Below are 18,505 nucleotides of genomic sequence, written 5' to 3'. Positions count from 1 at the left end.
AGTTAAGAATCAGAGAGCGGAGCAGCTGTTCGCAGGTAATGCCCTGCAACGTCCAGCATTCGGTTGGCAAAACCCCATTCGTTGTCGAACCAGGCCAGGATGTTCACCAGCCGCGGGCCGGAAACACGGGTCTGGCTGGCATCGACGATGGCCGAATGCGGGTCGTGGTTGAAATCGCAGCTGGCGTGCGGCAGCTCGGTGTAGGCCAGCAGCCCCTTGAGCGGACCACCGGTGGCGGCCTCGCGCAGGATCCGGTTGACCTCGCCAGTGTCGGTATCGCTCACGGTCTGCATCGTGATGTCGAGGCAGGACACGTTGACGGTCGGCACGCGCACAGCTTTGGCCTGGATTCGTCCGGCAAGTTCCGGCAGCAGGCGTTCGATGCCGCGCGCCAGGCCGGTGGACACCGGGATCACCGACTGGAACGCCGAACGGGTGCGGCGTAAGTCTTCGTGGTGATAGGCGTCGATCACCGGCTGGTCGTTCATCGCCGAGTGAATGGTGGTGATCGACACGTATTCCAGGCCGATGGCCTGGTCCAGCAGGCGCAACAGCGGCACGCCGCAGTTGGTGGTGCAGGACGCGTTGGACACCAGCAGCTCGGCGCCGGTCAGGCAGTCCTGGTTGACGCCGTAGACGATAGTCGCGTCGACATCCGCCTCGCTAGCCATCGGCTGGGAAAACAACACCCGCGGCGCGCCGGCGTCGAGGAAACGCTGGCCGTCTTCGCGGGTGTGGTAGGCACCGGAACACTCAAGCACCAGATCGACGTCCAGGGACGCCCAATCGATGCCTTCGGGGGTGGCGCTGCGCAAGACTTTCACGCAGTTGCCATTGATATGCAGACAATCGCCGTCGACCGTCACCTCGCCGGGAAACCGGCCGTGGGTGGAGTCGAAGCGTGTCAGGTATTCGATGCTGGCCATGTCGGCCAGATCGTTGATCGCGACAATCTCGAACCCGGCCGCCGCCCCCCGCTCGAACAGGGCACGCAAGACACAACGACCGATCCGGCCGTAGCCGTTGAGTGCAACTTTGTAAGGACGCGCTTGAGGCATGGGGTTCTCGATGACCGGGGATGAAACCGCCAGCTTCGGATTGACTGTTCCGTCGTCATCGCGAGCAAGCTCGCTCCTACAGGGATTGCAACCGTTCCTGTAGGAGCGAGCTTGCTCGCGATAGCGTCAGGCCAGACAACCCTGTTTCCGGGCTTAGTCTTCCAGCAGCTCTTCAGCCTGGCCCAGGATGTTCTCCAGGGTGAAGCCGAACTCTTCGAACAAGGCCGGCGCCGGGGCCGACTCGCCGTAGGTGGTCATGCCGATAACACGACCTTCCAGGCCCACGTACTTGTACCAGTAGTCCGCGTGAGCGGCCTCGATGGCGATACGGGCACTGACCTGCAACGGCAGGACCGACTGCTTGTAGCCGGCGTCCTGGGCGTCGAACACGCTGGTGCATGGCATGGAAACCACACGCACCTTGCGGCCTTGCTCGGTCAGTTTGTCGAAGGCTTGCACCGCCAGGCCGACTTCGGAACCGGTGGCGATCAGGATCAGCTCAGGCTCGCCGGCGCAGTCCTTGAGCACATAGCCACCGCGGCTGATGTCGGCGATCTGCAGGGCATCGCGGGTCTGATGCTGCAGGTTCTGGCGGGAGAAGATCAGCGCCGAAGGGCCGTCCTTGCGCTCGATCGCGTTTTTCCAGGCCACTGCCGATTCCACGGCATCGGCTGGGCGCCAGGTGTCGAGGTTCGGGGTGCAGCGCAGGCTGGCGATCTGCTCGATCGGCTGGTGAGTCGGGCCGTCTTCGCCCAGGCCGATGGAGTCGTGGGTGTAAACGTGGATCACACGCTGCTTCATCAAGGCCGACATGCGCACCGCGTTACGCGCGTATTCCATGAACATCAGGAAGGTCGCGCCGTAAGGCACCAGGCCGCCGTGCAGGGCCACGCCGTTCATGATCGCGGTCATGCCGAACTCGCGCACGCCGTAGTACATGTAGTTGCCGCTGGCGTCTTCGGCGCTGACGCCCTTGCAGCCTTTCCACAGGGTCAGGTTGGAACCGGCCAGGTCGGCCGAACCGCCGAGGAATTCCGGCAGCAGCGGGCCGAACGCGTTCAGGGCGTTCTGGCTGGCTTTACGACTGGCGATGGTTTCGCCCTTGGCGGCGACTTCGGCGATGTAGGCATCGGCCTTCTCGGCGAAATCGGCCGGCAGGTCGCCGCTCAGGCGACGCACCAGTTCGTTGGCTTCGGTTGGGAAGGCAGCGGAATAGGCCGCGAAACGCTGGTCCCACTCGGCCTCCACGGCGCGGCCGGCTTCCTTGGCGTCCCACTCGGCGTAGATGTCGGCCGGGATTTCGAACGGGCCGTGGTTCCACTTCAGCGCAGCGCGGGTCAGGGCGATTTCTTCAAGCCCCAGCGGCGCGCCGTGGCAGTCTTCCTTGCCTTGCTTGTTCGGCGAACCGAAACCGATGGTGGTCTTGCAGCAGATCAGGGTTGGCTGCTCGCTTTTACGCGCGGTGTCGATCGCGGTCTTGATCTCTTCAGGGTCGTGACCGTCGACGTTGCGGATCACCTGCCAGTTGTAGGCTTCGAAACGCTTCGGCGTGTCGTCGGTGAACCAGCCTTCGACTTCGCCGTCGATGGAGATGCCGTTGTCATCGTAGAAAGCGATCAGCTTGCCCAGGCCCAGGGTACCGGCCAGGGAAGCAACTTCGTGGGAAATGCCTTCCATCATGCAGCCATCGCCCAGGAACACATAGGTGTGGTGGTCGACGACGTTATGGCCGGGACGGTTGAACTGCGCCGCCAGGACTTTTTCCGCCAGGGCGAAGCCCACGGCGTTGGCCAGGCCCTGGCCCAGCGGGCCGGTGGTGGTCTCGACGCCCGGGGTGTAGCCGAATTCCGGGTGGCCCGGGGTACGGCTGTGCAACTGGCGGAAGCTCTTCAGGTCGTCGATGGTGACGTCGTAGCCAGTCAGGTGCAGCAGCGAGTAGATCAACATCGAGCCGTGGCCGTTGGATAGCACGAAGCGGTCGCGGTCGGCGAAAGACGGATTGCTCGGGTTGTGCTTCAGGTAATCGCGCCAAAGTACTTCGGCGATATCCGCCATACCCATGGGGGCACCGGGATGGCCGCTGTTGGCTTTTTGCACGGCATCCATGCTGAGGGCACGAATGGCGTTGGCACGCTCACGACGGCTTGGCATCGCTGATCTCCTGGAGGTTATCTAAATCGAGTTGAATAAAACGAATCGGAAAAAGGCGAGCATTTTCCCTCAGCCGGTAGGCCGGGGGCAATGACAGATAGTCACTCTGAGGCGTTTTTCCCGTGGATAAAGGCGCAATCGGTTGATGAAACCATTCCGCCGTTCGTCTGTAGAACACAGCGCCCTCGGTTAAGTGCCATCTATCGACCAATATCAAAACTTTTTGATATTGGTCTTGCGAGGTTAGGGGGCCGTCACTAGACTGCTGGCCTTATGAATCTACGCGCGCCCTCCATCAGCCATGACGATTGCGACGAACTGGCGGCCCTGTGCAAGGCCGGCGGCGATCCGCTGCGGCTGAATGTCTTGCGCGCGCTGGCCAACGACTCGTTCGGCGTACTGGAACTGGCGCAGATTTTCGCCATCGGCCAGTCCGGCATGAGCCACCACCTGAAGGTCCTGGCCCAGGCCGGCCTGGTGGCGACCCGCCGCGAAGGCAACGCGATCTTCTACCGCCGCGCCCTGCCCCACACCGAACTGCTGGGCGGCCGGCTGCATGCCGCGCTGCTGGATGAAGTGGACAACCTGGCGCTGCCCGGTGAAGTCCAGTCGCGTATCGGCCTGGTGCACCGCCAGCGAGCGGCCGCCAGCCAGGATTTTTTCTCCCGGGTCGCGGACAAGTTTCGCGCCCAGCAGGACCTGATCGCAGGACTGCCGCAATACCGCGAAAGCGTGCTGGCACTGCTCGACAAGCTGAACTTCACGGACACCGCCACGGCGATCGAAGTCGGCCCCGGGGATGGCGGTTTCCTGCCGGAACTGGCCCGCCGCTTCGCCCGGGTGACCGCGTTGGACAACAGCTCGGCGATGCTCGACCTGGCACGCCAGGTCTGCGACCGCGAAGCGCTGGCTAACGTCAGCCTGCAACTGGCCGATGCATTGAATGGCGTGAGGCTGACCGCCGATTGCGTGGTGCTGAACATGGTCCTGCACCATTTCGCCGCGCCGGCCGACGCGTTCAAGCCCATGGCCGGTTTGCTGCAACCGGGCGGCAGCCTGCTAGTGACAGAGTTATGCAGCCACAACCAGAGTTGGGCCAGGGAGGCCTGCGGTGATCTCTGGCTGGGGTTTGACCAGGATGATCTGGCCCGTTGGGCCACCGCTGCGGGACTCGTTCCCGGGGAAAGTCTCTATGTAGGCTTACGTAATGGTTTCCAGATCCAGGTCCGCCATTTTCAGCGGCCGGCTGGCGACACTCACCATCGGTAAAATTTAGGAAAACGTCGAGATGAGCGAATACTCCCTTTTCACCTCCGAGTCCGTGTCTGAAGGGCATCCGGACAAAATCGCCGACCAGATTTCCGATGCGGTGCTGGACGCCATCATTGCCCAGGACAAGCACGCCCGCGTGGCGGTGGAAACCCTGGTCAAGACCGGCGTCGCCATTGTCGCCGGCGAAGTCACCACCTCGGCCTGGGTCGACCTGGAGCAGATCGTTCGCGATGTCATCACCGACATCGGCTACACCAGCTCCGACGTCGGTTTCGACGGTGCGACCTGCGGCGTGATGAACATCATCGGCAAGCAGTCCCCCGACATCAACCAGGGCGTGGATCGCGCCAAGCCGGAAGACCAGGGCGCCGGCGACCAGGGGCTGATGTTCGGCTACGCCAGCAACGAAACCGACGTGCTGATGCCGGCCCCGATCACCTTCTCGCACCAACTGGTGCAACGCCAGGCCGAAGCCCGTAAATCCGGCCTGCTGCCGTGGCTGCGTCCGGACGCCAAGTCCCAGGTCACCTGCCGCTACGAAGGCGGCAAGGTGGTCGGCATCGACGCCGTGGTCCTGTCGACCCAGCACAACCCTGAAGTGTCGTACAAGGACCTGCGCGAAGGCGTGATGGAGCTGATCGTCAAGCACGTGCTGCCTGCCGAGCTGCTGTCCAAGGACACCCAGTTCCACATCAACCCGACCGGCCAGTTCATCATCGGTGGCCCGGTGGGCGACTGCGGCCTGACCGGACGCAAGATCATCGTCGACAGCTACGGCGGCATGGCTCGCCACGGCGGCGGCGCGTTCTCCGGCAAGGACCCGTCGAAGGTCGACCGTTCGGCGGCCTACGCCGGTCGCTACGTGGCCAAGAACATCGTGGCCGCGGGCCTGGCCGAGCGCTGCGAGATCCAGGTGTCCTACGCCATCGGCGTGGCGCAACCGACGTCGATCTCGCTGAACACTTTCGGCACCGGCAAGATCAGCGACGACAAGATCATCAAGCTGGTCCGCGAAATATTCGACCTGCGCCCGTACGCGATCACCACCATGCTCGACCTGCTGCACCCGATGTACCGCGAAACCGCGGCCTACGGCCACTTCGGCCGTACCCCGCAAACCCGGACCGTGGGCGACGACACCTTCACCACCTTCACCTGGGAAAAGACCGACCGCGCCGAAGCCCTGCGCGCCGCTGCCAGCCTGTAACCACCGGCACCGCAGCACCCAAGCCCCGCAAGGTTCGCCTTGCGGGGCTTTTTTGTGCCTGAAGGTGTCATGGTTTATCGCGCCAACCCGCTCAGCCTCGCTGCCGAGCACGCCAGCCACTCCCGAGAAATACCCGGCAACCCATCGGCGCTTTCACTCGCCAGCCCGCCCCTCTAGCCTGCAAGCAGATTCCCCCGAGCAAGGATGCTCCCCATGCCCTACCGATCGTTTCTGCTGGCCGGCCTCCTGACCGCCTTCTCCTCGCCGGGCGCCGCCAGCACTTGCCCCGACTGGAGCGCCTCCCAGGCGCACACCGAAATGCACGCCCTGCACCGGCAAATCGACCACTGGGACGACAGTTACCACCGCGCGGGCCAGTCGCCGGTGGCCGACGAGCTTTACGACCAATCCCGCGCGCGGCTCGCGCAGTGGCAACGCTGCTTTCCCGGCGTTATCCAGGAACCCGACAACCCACTGCGCAGCGCCCGCGGCACCGTCCGCCATCCCATTCCCCATACCGGCGTGGAGAAACTGGCCGACGAAAGCGCGGTGCGGCATTGGCTCGCCGGGCGCGAGGACGTCTGGCTGCAACCCAAGATCGACGGCGTGGCAGTAACGCTGATCTATCGCCGGGGACAGTTCCAGCAAGCCATCAGCCGCGGAGATGGCCTACAGGGCCAGGACTGGACCGCTCCCGCTCGCTTGATAAGCGCCATCCCCAAGCAGTTGCCCGAACCGCGGGACCTGTTACTGCAGGGCGAACTCTATTGGCGCCAGAACGACCACATACAAGCCAATGCCGGTAGCCTGAATGCCCGTGGCCAGGTCGCCGGCCTGCTCGCCCGAAACACGCTGGACAGGGATCAGGCCGGGCAAATCGGCCTGTTCGTCTGGGACTGGCCACAAGGCCCGGACACCCTGCCGGAGCGGCTGGCCAGCCTCAAAGCCCTGGGGTTTCCCGAAAGCAGCGAATACAGCCAGCGCGCCAGCACGTTCGCCGAGGTCCGGCATTGGCGAGAGTCCTGGTACCGCTCGGCCCTGCCCTTTGCCAGCGACGGTATCGTCCTGCGCCAGGGCAGGCGCCCGCAGGCACAACGCTGGCAAGCCAAGGCCCCCTATTGGATCGCCGCCTGGAAGTACCCGTTCGCCCAGGCCCTGGCCGTGGTGCGCAAGGTCGATTTCAGAATCGGTCGCACAGGCCGGATCACCCCGGTGCTCGAACTCGAGCCGGTCCAACTCGACGACCGCCAGGTCAGACGGGTCAGTACAGGGTCGTTGGCACGCTGGCAGGAGCTGGACATCCGCCCCGGCGACCACGTGTCGATCAGCCTGGCCGGCCTGACCATACCGCGCCTGGATACCGTGGTCCTGCGGTCAAGCCAGCGTCTGGCGGTACACCCCCCGGATGCCGGAGCCTTCCACACCCTCAGTTGCTGGCAGCCCCTGCCCGGCTGCAGAAGCCAGTTCCTGGCACGCCTGACCTGGCTCAGCGGCAAATCCGGGCTGAACCTGCCGCATGTAGGGCCCGGAACCTGGAATACACTTCTAGACGCACAACTGATCCACGGGCTGGTCGATTGGTTGACCCTCGACCCCGCGGAGCTTGCTAACATTGCCGGCCTGGGCGAGCGCAGCGTCGCGCGCCTGCTGAAGAGCCTGCACAGTGCTCGCCAACAGCCGTTTCATCGATGGCTCAAGGCCCTCGGATTGCCCCCGACCGGCAACGCCAGGCTCGAATCCAGCTGGGAAGCACTGGCAGCCAGAACCACCGAACAATGGCAGACCCACAGCGCTATCGGCCCGGAACGCGCCGCTCAGTTGAGTGCCTTCTTCCGCGATCCGCAGGTCCTGGCCTTGAGTGAAAAATTACGTGCCGCCGGGATCGAAGGCTTCTGAGCCCTCGCTTCCCGCGGAGTTGAACCCAAGTGGTGCGACAGGCTCAAACAGCCCACCGCCCGCACCTGACATGCAGACCTTTTTCACACGGAGCCCTTATGAAATTTCTTGCACCGTTCACCCTTTTCGCCGCGCTCAGTCTCAGCGCCTCCGCCCTGATGGCCGCCGAGCAAGCCCCCGAACTGACCGGCTGCGCCGCCAAGCGCCAGGCCATCAGCGCCCAGATCGAGCAGGCCAAGGCCCACGGCAACAGCGAACAACAGGCCGGCCTGGAAAAAGCCCTGAGCGAAACCACCGCCAACTGCACCGACGCCTCGCTGAAAAAGGAGCGCGAAAACAAAGTGCTGGAAGCCAAGCATGAAGTCAGCCGGCGTCAGGCCGACCTGGAAAAGGCCATGAAGAAAGGCGACGCCGAGAAGATCAACAAACGCAAGGACAAGCTGGCCGAATCCCGCAAGGAACTGCAGGAAGCCCTCGACGAACTGGACAAGTAAGTCGGCGCGACGGCGGCGCTAGCACCGGCCGCCGTCGCCTCAGGCAACGGGATCAGTGATCGCGAAACTCTTTATGGCAGGCGCTGCAGGCATCTTCGACCTTCTGCACCGCCGGCCCCAGGTTGCTGGCCTTGTAGGGCTGGACTCGGCTTGCGATCACCAATTCACCGGTGGCCGCCTCGAGGGTGCGGGCCAGTTCCTGGAAACGGGCCTGCTTCTGCCAGACATCGTCGGTCGCGCTGGTGTGGTCCTGTTCCTTGACCTGCGGGAAGTGCTTCCAGGGTTCGTGAGACAAGCTGTCCAATTTGATCGCACCCTCGGTAAAACGCGGGCCATCGAACGGAATGCGGCCGCGGAGCATGCCGCCCAGGTCTTCGCCGGTCTTGAGCATCTGCTTGAAGATCGCCTTGCGCTGACCCAGCGGAGAGTTCGGATCGACGCCGCCGCAGGCGGACAACGTCAGGCAGGCCAGCAATACAACAGAGAGTCTTTTAAGAGTCATGGTGGCTTCGGGTCACGGGAAACGGCCGCCAGTATCCTCGCCTGCCCGGCAAAGACCAATAGCCCTATTAATAATATGGGTTGCCCGACGGCCTAATCCGCCCGGGCAAGCCACAAAGGAAATACCCCATGAATACCCGCTTCAAACTGTGGCGCCGACACCTGGCCTGGGCCCTACCAACGGCGATCCTGCTGGCCGGCTGCAATGGCGGCGAAGTCGGCAAGCCGCCCCAGACCCACGCCATCGCCACCTATACCAGCGCCACCTGGGAAGCCTTGCCCAGCGTGTCCGACGACGACCTGCTGGCCGGCTTCGGCTCCTGGCGCAGCGCCTGTACCCGGCTGAAGGCCGACCCAGTCTGGGGCCCGACCTGCGCCACCGCGGCCAGCGTCCCGCTCACCGCCCTCGACGTGCGCAGCTTCCTCAAGCAACACCTGGACGTCTATGGCCTGCGCTCGGCCAGCGGCAGCAGCAACGGCCTGATCACCGGCTACTACGAACCGGTCTACCCGGGCAGCCTGAGCCAGACCAAGACCGCGTCGGTGCCGGTCTATGGCGTGCCGGAAGACATGATCGTCGTCGCCCTCGACAGCATTTACCCCGAACTCAAGGGCAAGCGCCTGCGCGGTCGCCTTGAAGGCCGGGTGCTGAAACCCTACGACGATGCCGCGACCATCGAGGCCAACGGGGTCAAGGCGCCGGTGATCGCCTGGCTGACCGACCCGATGAACCTGCAATTCCTGCAGATCCAGGGTTCGGGCCGCATCCAGCTGGACGACGGGCGCCAACTGCGCATCGGCTACGCCGACCAGAACGGCCATCCGTACCGGCCCATCGGCCGCTGGCTGGTGGACCAGGGAGAGCTGAAGAAAGAAGACGTGACCATGGGCACCATCGCGGCCTGGGCCAAGGCCAACCCGAACCGCATCCCGGAACTGCTGGGCAGCAACCCCAGCTATGTGTTCTTCAACCGCAACCCGGACAGCAACGAAGGCCCGCGCGGTTCGCTGAACGTGCCGCTGACCTCCGGCTACAGCGTGGCAGTGGACCGCAAGGTGATTCCCCTGGGCAGCCTGTTGTGGCTCTCCACCACCCGCCCGGACGGCAGCAGCCTGATCCGTCCGGTGGCGGCGCAGGACACCGGCGGCGCGATTACCGGCGAAGTGCGCGCCGACTTGTTCTGGGGCACTGGCGAGGCGGCCGGGCAACTGGCGGGAGACATGAAACAGCAGGGCCAGATCTGGATGCTCTGGCCCAAGGGCGCCACGCTGCCAAAAGTGCCCGAGGTCGCCGACAGCAAGTAGCCTGTAGCCACTGCCGAGCCCGCGAGGCTGCGATCGACTTGGGCGGCATTTCGACGCAGCAGGCGCAAACCTGAGCATGCATTGACACTCGTCGGAGCGCTGCGCGCTCAGGCTCGGCAGCGGCGACAGGTCAGATCGAGACGAAAAACAAGCTGGCGATCAGCGCCATGCCGACGAACCACACCAGCGAACGCAGGATCGACCAGTCCGCCAGGTAGCAGATGATGTACAGCAGGCGGCTGGTGATAAACAGCACCGCGATGACATCGATGGTCACCAGCTCGGCGACATTGGCGATATGGGCAATGATCACCCCGGCCGCAAAGGCCGGGGTCACTTCGAAACTGTTGAGCTGCGCCGCATGCGCCCGCCTGGCGAACCCCTCGAGGGTCGCGAGATAGGCCCGCGGGTCATGGTTATGCTGCGCGCCGTAGGTGCCTCCGCTGAACTTGGCGACGCTGACACACAGGTAAGGCAGAACGATTGCGATCAATACACACCAGAAAGCGACAGTCATGGCAGGGTCCTTTTTTAACGTTATAGGAAGGGAGCGGGGTCAGAATTTCATCACCAGCATGCCGATCAGCACCAGGCCGCAAGCCAGGAGCCGGGGCCGGCCGAAAGGCTCTTTCAGGTAGCGCATGCCAAACAGCACCACCAGGATCACGCTGATCTCCCGCAGCGCCGCCGCCTCGGCGATCGATCCCAGTTGCATCGCCCACAGCACCAGAGCGTAGCTGAACAACACACAGAACCCGACGCTCAACCCCAGCTGCCATTGCTCGCGCCAGAACAGGGTGAAGGCCGCCCGCTTGCGCAGCAGCGCCAGCAGCGGAAACGGCCAGGCACTGAGCAGCGTCACCCACACCAGGTAATCCAGCGGATGGGACCAGCGGCGCAATGCCTGGCCGTCGATAAAGGTGTAGCAACCGATGCACAGGCCGATCAGCGCCACCACCGGCAGCATCGACCACGGCAGGCGGTCGCCGCCTCCGCCCTGCCAGAGCAGGCAGAGCATGCCGAAAGGAATCAGCAGGATGCCGAAGATCTGCTGGAGGCTGAGGACCTCGCCCGCGAAGATCAGGGTCAGGGCCAGCACCACCAACGGCGAAAGACCGCGCATCAGCGGATAGACCAGGCCCAGGTCGCCGACCCGATAGGCCTGGATCAACAGGTAGCGATAGAGCAACTCGAAGACCGCCGACGCCAGGATCCACGGCCAGAGCGCCAGCGGCGGCCATTCGACGAACCCCAGCATCAGCGCCACGAACAGCAAGGCGACGCTGTCCATGCAAGCCACCACCAGTAACCGCTCACCACTGAACTTGATCAGGGTATTCCACGCCGCATGCAGCAACGCCGCCACCAGAACCAGAGTTGTCGCCAGCACCTCACACTCCCTGTTTACTTGAAGAGAATCGATTCACCTGAACGCGGCGGCTGTCTATACTGACGCCGACCACGCCGCACTCAGTTGCGCATGTACCTATTCCAATAATGTCTGCCGCTGCCCGATCCGCTGGACTCGATCCACTGGAGGGACACAGCCGGCATGCGTATGCCTGATCAGCGCGTCAAGACTACAGACAGAGAATCCTTGCATGCCACTCGCCTTGCTTGCACTGGCCGTTGCCGCCTTCGGCATCGGCACCACTGAATTCGTCATCATGGGCCTGTTGCCCGATGTCGCCCGTGACTTGTCCGTCAGCATTCCCGACGCCGGCCTGCTGATTACCGGCTACGCCCTGGGCGTGGTATTCGGCGCGCCGATCCTCGCCGTCGGCACCGCCAACATGCCGCGTAAAGCCACGCTGCTGGGCATGACCCTGATGTTCATCCTCGGCAACGTGCTCTGCGCGCTGGCGCCGAACTACGCCACGCTGATGGCCGCGCGGGTGATTACCGCGCTGTGCCACGGGGCGTTTTTCGGTATCGGTTCAGTGGTCGCCGCCGGCCTGGTAGCCCCGAACAAGCGGGCCCAGGCAATCGCCATGATGTTCACCGGCCTGACCCTGGCCAATGTGCTCGGGGTCCCCCTGGGCACCGCGCTGGGGCAATACGCCGGCTGGCGCTCGACCTTCTGGGCGGTGTCGGTGATCGGCGTGCTGGCGGCCATTGCCCAATGGCTCTGGCTGCCCCGGCATATCGCCATGGACAAGGCCAACCTGGCCAGCGAATTCAAGGTGCTGGGCAAGGCCAATGTGCTGCTGGCCCTGGGCATGAGCGTACTGGCGTCCACCAGCCTGTTCAGCGTCTTCACCTATATCGCGCCGATCCTGCAGGACGTCACCGGCGTCAGCCCCCATGGCGTGACCATCATGTTGCTGCTGTTCGGCGTCGGCCTGACTGCCGGCAGCATGCTCGGCGGACGCCTGGCCGACAGCCGCCTGCTGCCGTCGCTGGTGGCCATGGCGCTGGCCGTGGTGCTGGTGCTGGCGGCATTCAGCCAGACCAGCCAGGCCGTCATCCCGGCGGCGATCACCCTGGTGCTGTGGGGCATTTTCGCCTTCGCCCTGTGCCCGATCCTGCAATTGCTGATCATCGACCAGGCCTCGGAGGCGCCCAACCTGGGCTCGACCCTGAACCAGAGCGCCTTCAACCTGGGCAACGCCGCCGGCGCCTGGATCGGCGGCCTGGTGGTCGCCAGCGGCGCCGACCTGGCCGACCTGCCGTGGACCGGCGCCCTGGTCGGCGGGCTGACAGTGCTGACCGCGCTGTTCTTCATTTACCTGCAACGTCGCGGCACTGCCGCGGTCAACGTATCAGGTTGAGTCTGGGCCGCGCCTCGGGCCGACGCGCCAATAGAACAATCTGAACTTTCCTGGCCGGTGTGCCCCCGCCCGCCAGCGGTCCATCCAATCTTGTGCCCGATGGTGTTCGGGCGTTCTGTTCACGCTTTGATCCAAAGGAGTCCGGATGCTCGAGCTTGTCGCTGCCTTTATCTGCCTGACCACCCTGCTGACCTACGTCAACTTCCGTTTTATCGGCCTGCCGCCGACCATCGGCGTGATGGTCACCGCCCTGCTGTTTTCCCTGCTGCTGCAAGGCCTGAGCTTCCTCGGCTACCCCGGCCTGGAAGAGCGTGTGCAACAGCTGATCGGCCAGATCGACTTCGGCGACCTGCTGATGAACTGGATGCTGTCGTTCCTGCTGTTCGCCGGCGCCCTGCACGTCAACCTCAACGACCTGCGCAGCTATCGCTGGCCCATCGGCCTGTTGGCCACGGTCGGCGTGCTGATCGCCACATTCGTCATCGGCAGCCTGGCCTACTGGATCTTCGGCCTGTTCGGCTGGCACGTGAGCTTCCTCTATTGCCTGCTGTTCGGCGCCCTGATCTCGCCGACCGACCCGATCGCGGTGCTCGGCGTGCTGCGCACCGCCAACGCGTCCAAACCGCTGAAAACCACCATCGTCGGCGAATCGTTGTTCAACGACGGCACCGCGGTGGTGGTGTTCACCGTGCTGCTGGGCATCGCCCAGCTCGGCGAGACCCCGACCATTGGCGCCACCGCCCTGCTATTCGCCCATGAAGCCATCGGCGGCGTGGTGTTCGGCGGGCTGATCGGTTACCTGGTGTACCTGATGATCAAGAGCATCGAGCAGCACCAGATCGAGGTGATGCTGACCCTGGCCCTGGTGATCGGCGGTTCGGCGATGGCCAGCGAACTGCACGTCTCGGCGCCGATCGCGATGGTGGTGGCGGGCCTGATCATCGGCAACCTTGGGCGCAACCTGGCGATGAACGAGATGACCCGGCGCTACCTGGACGGTTTCTGGGAGCTGCTCGACGACATGCTCAATGCCTTGCTGTTCGCCCTGATCGGCATGGAGCTGTTGCTGCTGCCGTTCAGTTGGCTGCACTTGCTGGCCGCGAGCCTGCTGGCGGTGGCCATCGTGCTCTCGCGCCTGCTCACCGTGGCCCCGGCCATCGTCCTGCTACGCCGCTGGCGCAGCGTGCCGCGCGGCACTATCCGGGTCCTGACCTGGGGCGGCCTGCGCGGCGGGGTTTCGGTGGCCCTGGCGCTGGCCTTGCCGCTGGGCCCGGAGCGCGACCTGGTGCTGAGCATCACTTACATCGTGGTGCTGTCGTCGATCCTCTTGCAGGGCCTGACCATCGGCAAGCTGGTGCGTCATGTCACCAAGGACGCACCGCCCGCCGTGCCCGAGGCTCACTGACACTCCCGAACCTGTACCTGTACCTGTACCTGTAGGAGCGAGCTTGCTCTCTCCTACAAGGGGAAGGGGTTTGCGGGTCAGGCGACGGGCTCGTCGTCCTTGAACTGGTCCTTCACATACCTGATTTCGGTACGGCCGTGAGGCGCCGGCAAGCCGTCCTCGCCGAGGTTGACGAAGACCATCTTCTCGACGGTGAGAATGCTCTTGCGGGTGATCTTGTTGCGCACTTCGCAGGTCAGGGTGATCGAGGTGCGGCCGAACTCGGTGGCGGTGATGCCCAGCTCGATGATGTCGCCCTGGCGCGAGGCGCTGACGAAGTTGATTTCGGAAATGTACTTGGTGACCACGCGCTGGTTGCCCAGCTGGACGATGGCGTAGATCGCCGCTTCTTCGTCGATCCAGCGCAACAGGCTGCCGCCGAACAGCGTGCCGTTGGGGTTGAGGTCTTCGGGTTTTACCCATTTGCGGGTGTGGAAATTCATGCTCACTCCTGACCGTCTTGCCGATTGATGCCGGCATCATGGCAGACCCCGGCGCAGAGCTCTATTGGGCTTCTACTATGGTCGCGATTACTGTTCGCGCATCGTCCGACGGAAATCCTTGGGAAGTCGCAGGCACCCGGCTATAATCGCCTCCGTTTCAAAACGGTAACGCTCAGCTGGTACCGTTTTCCCGCCACCTGTCCGAGGGGCGCTGCAGCAGGTTCGACCTGTCAGGCTCGGATGGGGCGTTGTCTGGTCGCGAAGGTTCGATCAGTCACTAAACGCACAACGGCGCCCATTCGCATACTTACGAATGGAGGCTCTTCATGAGCGCTGTAATCACGCCCGCAGATTTTACCGACTACAAAGTCGCCGACATGTCCCTGGCCGCCTGGGGCCGTCGCGAAACCATCATCGCCGAGTCGGAAATGCCGGCCCTGATGGGTCTGCGCCGCAAGTACGCCGCCGAACAACCGCTCAAGGGCGCGAAGATCCTCGGCTGCATCCACATGACCATCCAGACCGCCGTGCTGATCGAAACCCTGGTTGCCCTGGGCGCCGAAGTACGCTGGTCGTCCTGCAACATTTTCTCGACTCAAGACCAGGCCGCTGCGTCCATCGCCGCTGCCGGTATCCCGGTGTTCGCCTGGAAGGGCGAGACTGAAGAAGAGTACGAGTGGTGCCTGGAGCAGACCATCCTCAAGGATGGCCAGCCTTGGGACGCCAACATGATCCTCGACGATGGCGGCGACCTGACCGAGTTGCTGCACAAGAAGTACCCGCAGGTGCTGGATCGCGTCCACGGCGTGACCGAAGAAACCACCACCGGCGTACACCGCCTGCTGGACATGCTGGCCAAGGGCGAGCTGAAAATCCCGGCCATCAACGTCAACGACTCGGTGACCAAGAGCAAGAACGACAACAAGTACGGCTGCCGTCACAGCCTGAACGATGCGATCAAGCGCGGTACCGACCACCTGCTGTCCGGCAAGCAAGCGCTGGTCATCGGCTACGGCGACGTGGGCAAGGGCTCGGCCCAGTCCCTGCGTCAGGAAGGCATGATCGTCAAGGTTTCCGAAGTCGACCCGATCTGCGCCATGCAAGCCTGCATGGACGGTTTCGAACTGGTTTCGCCGTTCATCGACGGGATCAACACCGGCACCGAAGCCAGCATCGACAAGGCCCTGCTGGGCAAGATCGACCTGATCGTGACCACCACCGGTAACGTCAATGTGTGCGACGCCAACATGCTCAAGGCCCTGAAGAAGCGTGCCGTGGTCTGCAACATCGGTCACTTCGACAACGAAATCGACACCGCTTTCATGCGCAAGAACTGGGCATGGGAAGAAGTGAAGCCACAGGTACACAAGATCCACCGTACCGGCGCCGGTGCTTTCGACGCCCAGAACGACGACTACCTGATTCTGCTGGCCGAAGGCCGCCTGGTGAACCTGGGCAACGCTACCGGCCACCCGAGCCGCATCATGGACGGCTCGTTCGCCAACCAGGTACTGGCGCAGATCTTCCTGTTCGGCCAGAAGTACGCCGACCTGTCGCCGGCCCAGAAAGCCGAGCGCCTGACCGTTGAAGTACTGCCGAAGAAACTCGACGAAGAAGTGGCCCTGGAAATGGTCCGCGGCTTCGGTGGCGTGGTCACTCAACTGACCAAGACCCAGGCCGACTACATCGGCGTGACCGTCGAAGGCCCGTTCAAGCCACACGCTTATCGGTACTAAAAGCAGTTGCAAGCTTTGAGCTTCAAGCGGCAAGCAAAGGCCACAAGCCGTACTTGCCGCTCGAAGCTTGCGGCTTCGTCCCTATTTGCTTAAACAGTTTCAAGCGGCCCGTTCCAGGCACAAGAGCTGAGCGCACCTCCGCTACTCTTGCAGCTTGTGGCTTGCGGCTTGTAGCTGGAGGTTTCCTCCATGTCCCAAGACCGTCGCTACAGCTTCGAGTTCTTCCCGACCAAGACCGATGCTGGGCATGAAAAACTGCTCGCCACTGCCCGTCAGTTGGCCAGCTACAACCCCGACTTCTTCTCCTGCACCTACGGTGCCGGCGGCTCGACGCGCGACCGCACGATCAACACCGTGCTGCAACTCGAGAGCGAAGTGAAGGTTCCGGCCGCGCCGCACCTGTCCTGCGTGGGCGACAGCAAAGCCGACCTGCGCGGCCTGCTGAGCCAATACAAGGCAGCCGGCATCAAGCGTATCGTCGCCCTGCGCGGCGACCTGCCTTCGGGCATGGGCATGGCCAGCGGCGAGCTGCGTCACGCCAACGACCTGGTGAGCTTCATTCGCGAAGAGAGCGGCGACCACTTCCACATCGAAGTGGCGGCGTATCCGGAAATGCACCCGCAAGCGCGCAATTTCGAAGACGACCTCAACAACTTCGTGCGCAAGGCCAACGCCGGGGCCAACAGTGCGATCACCCAGTATTTCTTCAACGCCGACAGCTACTTCTATTTCGTCGAGCGCATTCAGAAAATGGGCGTAAACATTCCGATTGTTCCGGGCATCATGCCGATCACCAATTACAGTAAGCTCGCACGCTTCTCGGATGCCTGCGGCGCGGAGATCCCACGCTGGATCCGCAAGCAACTGGAAGCCTACGGCGACGACAGCCAAAGCATCCAGGCGTTCGGCGAACAGGTCATCACCGAAATGTGTGAACGTTTGTTGCAGGGCGGTGCGCCAGGGCTGCATTTCTATACCCTGAACCAGGCTGAGCCGAGCCTCGCCGTCTGGAACAATCTGAAGCTGCCGCGCTAAACGCACGACCGCATCAGAAAAAGGCCTTGGCGAAATCCAAGGCCTTTTTTTATCCCCCTATCCATCCGAAGGATCGCCGTAGATGTCCACAGGCAGTACCGCAGCGCGCCCGCAATTGATCTACCTGGTTTACGGTGCCGCGACCTACCACCAGGAAGCCGTGTTCAGTATCGCCAGCGCGCTGGCCGGGCTGCGTGAAACACCGGGAGAGGCCCTCGACATCCAGGTCTTCACCGACAATGCCGCGCCTTATCGCGACCTGCCCGTGCGCGTGCGTCCACTGGACGAAAATACCCGTCAGGCGTGGATCGCACCGCACGGTTACCACTTCCGCGCCAAACATGTGGTGATGCGCCAAGTGCTGCAAGAATCCGAACTGGCACTGCTGATCGACACCGACACCTTCTTCCATTGTTCGCCGCTGGAGCTGTTCCGCCGTATCGAGCCCGGTACCCTGCTGTGCAACGCCTTTGGCATGTGCTACGGCGCCAACAAGGAATCCGGCCTCTACCAGCATCTGGCCGACCTGCTGCGTGAACGCTCACTGGCCGACGACCGGATGCCGCTGCTCAACTCCGGGGTCATCGGCCTGCACCGCACCGATGCCGATGTGCTGGAGCGCTCCATCGCCCTGATGGACGAGCTGTATCCCCTGGCCCATGGCGCCTACACCCTGGAAGAGTTCTGCCTGTCGGTGGCGGCCTACCGCAACCAGCAGGTCCGCGAATGCCCCGACCTGATCCACCACTACTGGAGCCGCAAGCAGCTGTTTCGCGCCAAGACCAAGGCCTGGCTGAACAAGCACAGCGCAGCCCCCACCAGCACGGTCGCCCTGGACGAAACCCGCCTGGTCACCGCGACGCTGCCACGTCCGCCGGTACTGCTGCGCCTGGCCTACAAGGTCGTGACCCTGGCCCTGCCCGGACACCAGCGCCAGTTCATGCGCGAGATCCTCTATGGCTGCTACCGCCACACCAACGAATTCGATCAGGCCTGCGCCCCGGTCTGGTGGGAAAAGGCCCGGGAAAACGCCGAAGGCCGGCTGAAAAAGCCACTCAACAGCCACCAACTCGAACGCTGGTTCAACCATCCGGTCATTCGCCTGGTACTGGGCCGGCGGCGCAGGGCGATCTACCTGCACCTGATCGAGACAAAAGCCGACTGAAGCTTGAGATAGACAGCCTCTAGCCAT

Annotated in this window: 16 protein-coding genes and 1 riboswitch; of the genes, 10 read left to right on the top strand and 6 right to left on the bottom strand. The window is 63.5% G+C overall.

Going from position 1 to position 18,505, the window contains the following annotated elements:
* Positions 1 to 2 precede the first annotated feature (2 nt).
* Positions 3 to 1,058, bottom strand: a complete 1,056-nt coding sequence (gene epd / locus BTN82_RS30250; RefSeq protein WP_075122661.1) for an erythrose-4-phosphate dehydrogenase — start codon at positions 1,056 to 1,058, stop codon at positions 3 to 5.
* A gap of 153 nt (positions 1,059 to 1,211) precedes the next feature.
* A complete protein-coding gene (gene tkt / locus BTN82_RS30245; protein WP_075122660.1) occupies positions 1,212 to 3,209 on the bottom strand; it encodes a transketolase in 1,998 nt (665 codons plus the stop codon).
* A 273-nt stretch (positions 3,210 to 3,482) separates the two neighbouring features.
* Between tkt and BTN82_RS30240 the strand changes: the two genes are divergently transcribed.
* The 4 genes from BTN82_RS30240 to BTN82_RS30225 all read left to right on the top strand — a co-directional run bounded on the left by BTN82_RS30240 (position 3,483) and on the right by BTN82_RS30225 (position 8,078).
* On the top strand, positions 3,483 to 4,478 hold the full coding sequence (locus tag BTN82_RS30240; RefSeq protein ID WP_075122659.1) for an ArsR/SmtB family transcription factor: 996 nt from the start codon (positions 3,483 to 3,485) through the stop codon (positions 4,476 to 4,478).
* A 19-nt stretch (positions 4,479 to 4,497) separates the two neighbouring features.
* Complete coding sequence (metK, locus tag BTN82_RS30235; protein ID WP_075122658.1) at positions 4,498 to 5,688, top strand: methionine adenosyltransferase; 1,191 nt, start codon at positions 4,498 to 4,500, stop codon at positions 5,686 to 5,688.
* A gap of 213 nt (positions 5,689 to 5,901) precedes the next feature.
* Positions 5,902 to 7,584 carry an NAD-dependent DNA ligase LigB gene (ligB, locus tag BTN82_RS30230; RefSeq protein WP_075122657.1) on the top strand — a complete coding sequence of 561 codons (1,683 nt, stop codon included), beginning with the start codon at positions 5,902 to 5,904 and terminating at the stop codon, positions 7,582 to 7,584.
* Positions 7,585 to 7,682: 98 nt separating this feature from the next.
* Positions 7,683 to 8,078 (top strand): DUF1090 domain-containing protein, encoded by a 396-nt coding sequence (locus BTN82_RS30225; RefSeq protein ID WP_075122656.1) that lies wholly within the window; start codon positions 7,683 to 7,685, stop codon positions 8,076 to 8,078.
* 52 nt (positions 8,079 to 8,130) lie between these two features.
* On the opposite strand, the gene BTN82_RS30220 is transcribed toward BTN82_RS30225, so the two are convergent.
* The gene (locus tag BTN82_RS30220; RefSeq protein ID WP_075122655.1) at positions 8,131 to 8,580 is read right to left on the bottom strand and encodes a c-type cytochrome; all 450 of its coding nucleotides are present in this window, start codon (positions 8,578 to 8,580) and stop codon (positions 8,131 to 8,133) included.
* Positions 8,581 to 8,708: 128 nt separating this feature from the next.
* Between BTN82_RS30220 and BTN82_RS30215 the strand changes: the two genes are divergently transcribed.
* On the top strand, positions 8,709 to 9,884 hold the full coding sequence (locus tag BTN82_RS30215) for a murein transglycosylase A (RefSeq protein WP_075122654.1): 1,176 nt from the start codon (positions 8,709 to 8,711) through the stop codon (positions 9,882 to 9,884).
* 130 nt (positions 9,885 to 10,014) lie between these two features.
* On the opposite strand, the gene BTN82_RS30210 is transcribed toward BTN82_RS30215, so the two are convergent.
* On the bottom strand, positions 10,015 to 10,401 hold the full coding sequence (locus BTN82_RS30210) for an MAPEG family protein (protein WP_075122653.1): 387 nt from the start codon (positions 10,399 to 10,401) through the stop codon (positions 10,015 to 10,017).
* Between the two features lie 39 nt (positions 10,402 to 10,440).
* A complete protein-coding gene (locus BTN82_RS30205; protein WP_075122652.1) occupies positions 10,441 to 11,274 on the bottom strand; it encodes an EamA family transporter in 834 nt (277 codons plus the stop codon).
* 211 nt (positions 11,275 to 11,485) lie between these two features.
* Here BTN82_RS30205 and BTN82_RS30200 point away from each other — a divergent pair, with 211 nt between their 5' ends.
* Both BTN82_RS30200 and BTN82_RS30195 read left to right on the top strand, forming a co-directional pair.
* A complete protein-coding gene (locus BTN82_RS30200; protein ID WP_075122651.1) occupies positions 11,486 to 12,655 on the top strand; it encodes an MFS transporter in 1,170 nt (389 codons plus the stop codon).
* 145 nt (positions 12,656 to 12,800) lie between these two features.
* Positions 12,801 to 14,060, top strand: coding sequence for a cation:proton antiporter (locus tag BTN82_RS30195; RefSeq protein WP_075122650.1), 1,260 nt, complete (start codon positions 12,801 to 12,803; stop codon positions 14,058 to 14,060).
* A gap of 77 nt (positions 14,061 to 14,137) precedes the next feature.
* Here the strand turns inward: BTN82_RS30195 and BTN82_RS30190 are convergent, their stop codons facing one another.
* Positions 14,138 to 14,542 (bottom strand): acyl-CoA thioesterase, encoded by a 405-nt coding sequence (locus BTN82_RS30190; RefSeq protein ID WP_053281242.1) that lies wholly within the window; start codon positions 14,540 to 14,542, stop codon positions 14,138 to 14,140.
* A 197-nt stretch (positions 14,543 to 14,739) separates the two neighbouring features.
* A riboswitch (S-adenosyl-L-homocysteine riboswitch) is annotated at positions 14,740 to 14,846 on the top strand.
* Between the two features lie 22 nt (positions 14,847 to 14,868).
* On the opposite strand from BTN82_RS30190, the gene ahcY reads away from it, so the two are divergent.
* From ahcY to BTN82_RS30175, 3 genes are all read left to right on the top strand, one after another.
* The gene (ahcY, locus tag BTN82_RS30185) at positions 14,869 to 16,278 is read left to right on the top strand and encodes an adenosylhomocysteinase (RefSeq protein WP_075122649.1); all 1,410 of its coding nucleotides are present in this window, start codon (positions 14,869 to 14,871) and stop codon (positions 16,276 to 16,278) included.
* A 189-nt stretch (positions 16,279 to 16,467) separates the two neighbouring features.
* A complete protein-coding gene (gene metF / locus BTN82_RS30180; protein ID WP_075122648.1) occupies positions 16,468 to 17,313 on the top strand; it encodes a methylenetetrahydrofolate reductase [NAD(P)H] in 846 nt (281 codons plus the stop codon).
* An 82-nt stretch (positions 17,314 to 17,395) separates the two neighbouring features.
* Positions 17,396 to 18,478 carry a hypothetical protein gene (locus BTN82_RS30175; RefSeq protein ID WP_075122647.1) on the top strand — a complete coding sequence of 361 codons (1,083 nt, stop codon included), beginning with the start codon at positions 17,396 to 17,398 and terminating at the stop codon, positions 18,476 to 18,478.
* Positions 18,479 to 18,505 lie beyond the last annotated feature (27 nt).

Source organism: Pseudomonas chlororaphis, assembly GCF_001921865.1.
Lineage (GTDB): Bacteria > Pseudomonadota > Gammaproteobacteria > Pseudomonadales > Pseudomonadaceae > Aquipseudomonas > Aquipseudomonas chlororaphis_D.
This window is presented reverse-complemented; position numbering and strand designations above follow the sequence as displayed.

What these genes read in the sequence shown, in the direction of transcription:
- epd (WP_075122661.1), bottom strand. Translation starts at nt 1,058, where the DNA reads ATGCCTCAAGCGCGTCCTTACAAAGTTGCACTCAACGGCTACGGCCGG.
- tkt (WP_075122660.1), bottom strand. Translation starts at nt 3,209, where the DNA reads ATGCCAAGCCGTCGTGAGCGTGCCAACGCCATTCGTGCCCTCAGCATG.
- BTN82_RS30240 (WP_075122659.1), top strand. Translation starts at nt 3,483, where the DNA reads ATGAATCTACGCGCGCCCTCCATCAGCCATGACGATTGCGACGAACTG.
- metK (WP_075122658.1), top strand. Translation starts at nt 4,498, where the DNA reads ATGAGCGAATACTCCCTTTTCACCTCCGAGTCCGTGTCTGAAGGGCAT.
- ligB (WP_075122657.1), top strand. Translation starts at nt 5,902, where the DNA reads ATGCCCTACCGATCGTTTCTGCTGGCCGGCCTCCTGACCGCCTTCTCC.
- BTN82_RS30225 (WP_075122656.1), top strand. Translation starts at nt 7,683, where the DNA reads ATGAAATTTCTTGCACCGTTCACCCTTTTCGCCGCGCTCAGTCTCAGC.
- BTN82_RS30220 (WP_075122655.1), bottom strand. Translation starts at nt 8,580, where the DNA reads ATGACTCTTAAAAGACTCTCTGTTGTATTGCTGGCCTGCCTGACGTTG.
- BTN82_RS30215 (WP_075122654.1), top strand. Translation starts at nt 8,709, where the DNA reads ATGAATACCCGCTTCAAACTGTGGCGCCGACACCTGGCCTGGGCCCTA.
- BTN82_RS30210 (WP_075122653.1), bottom strand. Translation starts at nt 10,401, where the DNA reads ATGACTGTCGCTTTCTGGTGTGTATTGATCGCAATCGTTCTGCCTTAC.
- BTN82_RS30200 (WP_075122651.1), top strand. Translation starts at nt 11,486, where the DNA reads ATGCCACTCGCCTTGCTTGCACTGGCCGTTGCCGCCTTCGGCATCGGC.
- BTN82_RS30195 (WP_075122650.1), top strand. Translation starts at nt 12,801, where the DNA reads ATGCTCGAGCTTGTCGCTGCCTTTATCTGCCTGACCACCCTGCTGACC.
- BTN82_RS30190 (WP_053281242.1), bottom strand. Translation starts at nt 14,542, where the DNA reads ATGAATTTCCACACCCGCAAATGGGTAAAACCCGAAGACCTCAACCCC.
- ahcY (WP_075122649.1), top strand. Translation starts at nt 14,869, where the DNA reads ATGAGCGCTGTAATCACGCCCGCAGATTTTACCGACTACAAAGTCGCC.
- metF (WP_075122648.1), top strand. Translation starts at nt 16,468, where the DNA reads ATGTCCCAAGACCGTCGCTACAGCTTCGAGTTCTTCCCGACCAAGACC.
- BTN82_RS30175 (WP_075122647.1), top strand. Translation starts at nt 17,396, where the DNA reads ATGTCCACAGGCAGTACCGCAGCGCGCCCGCAATTGATCTACCTGGTT.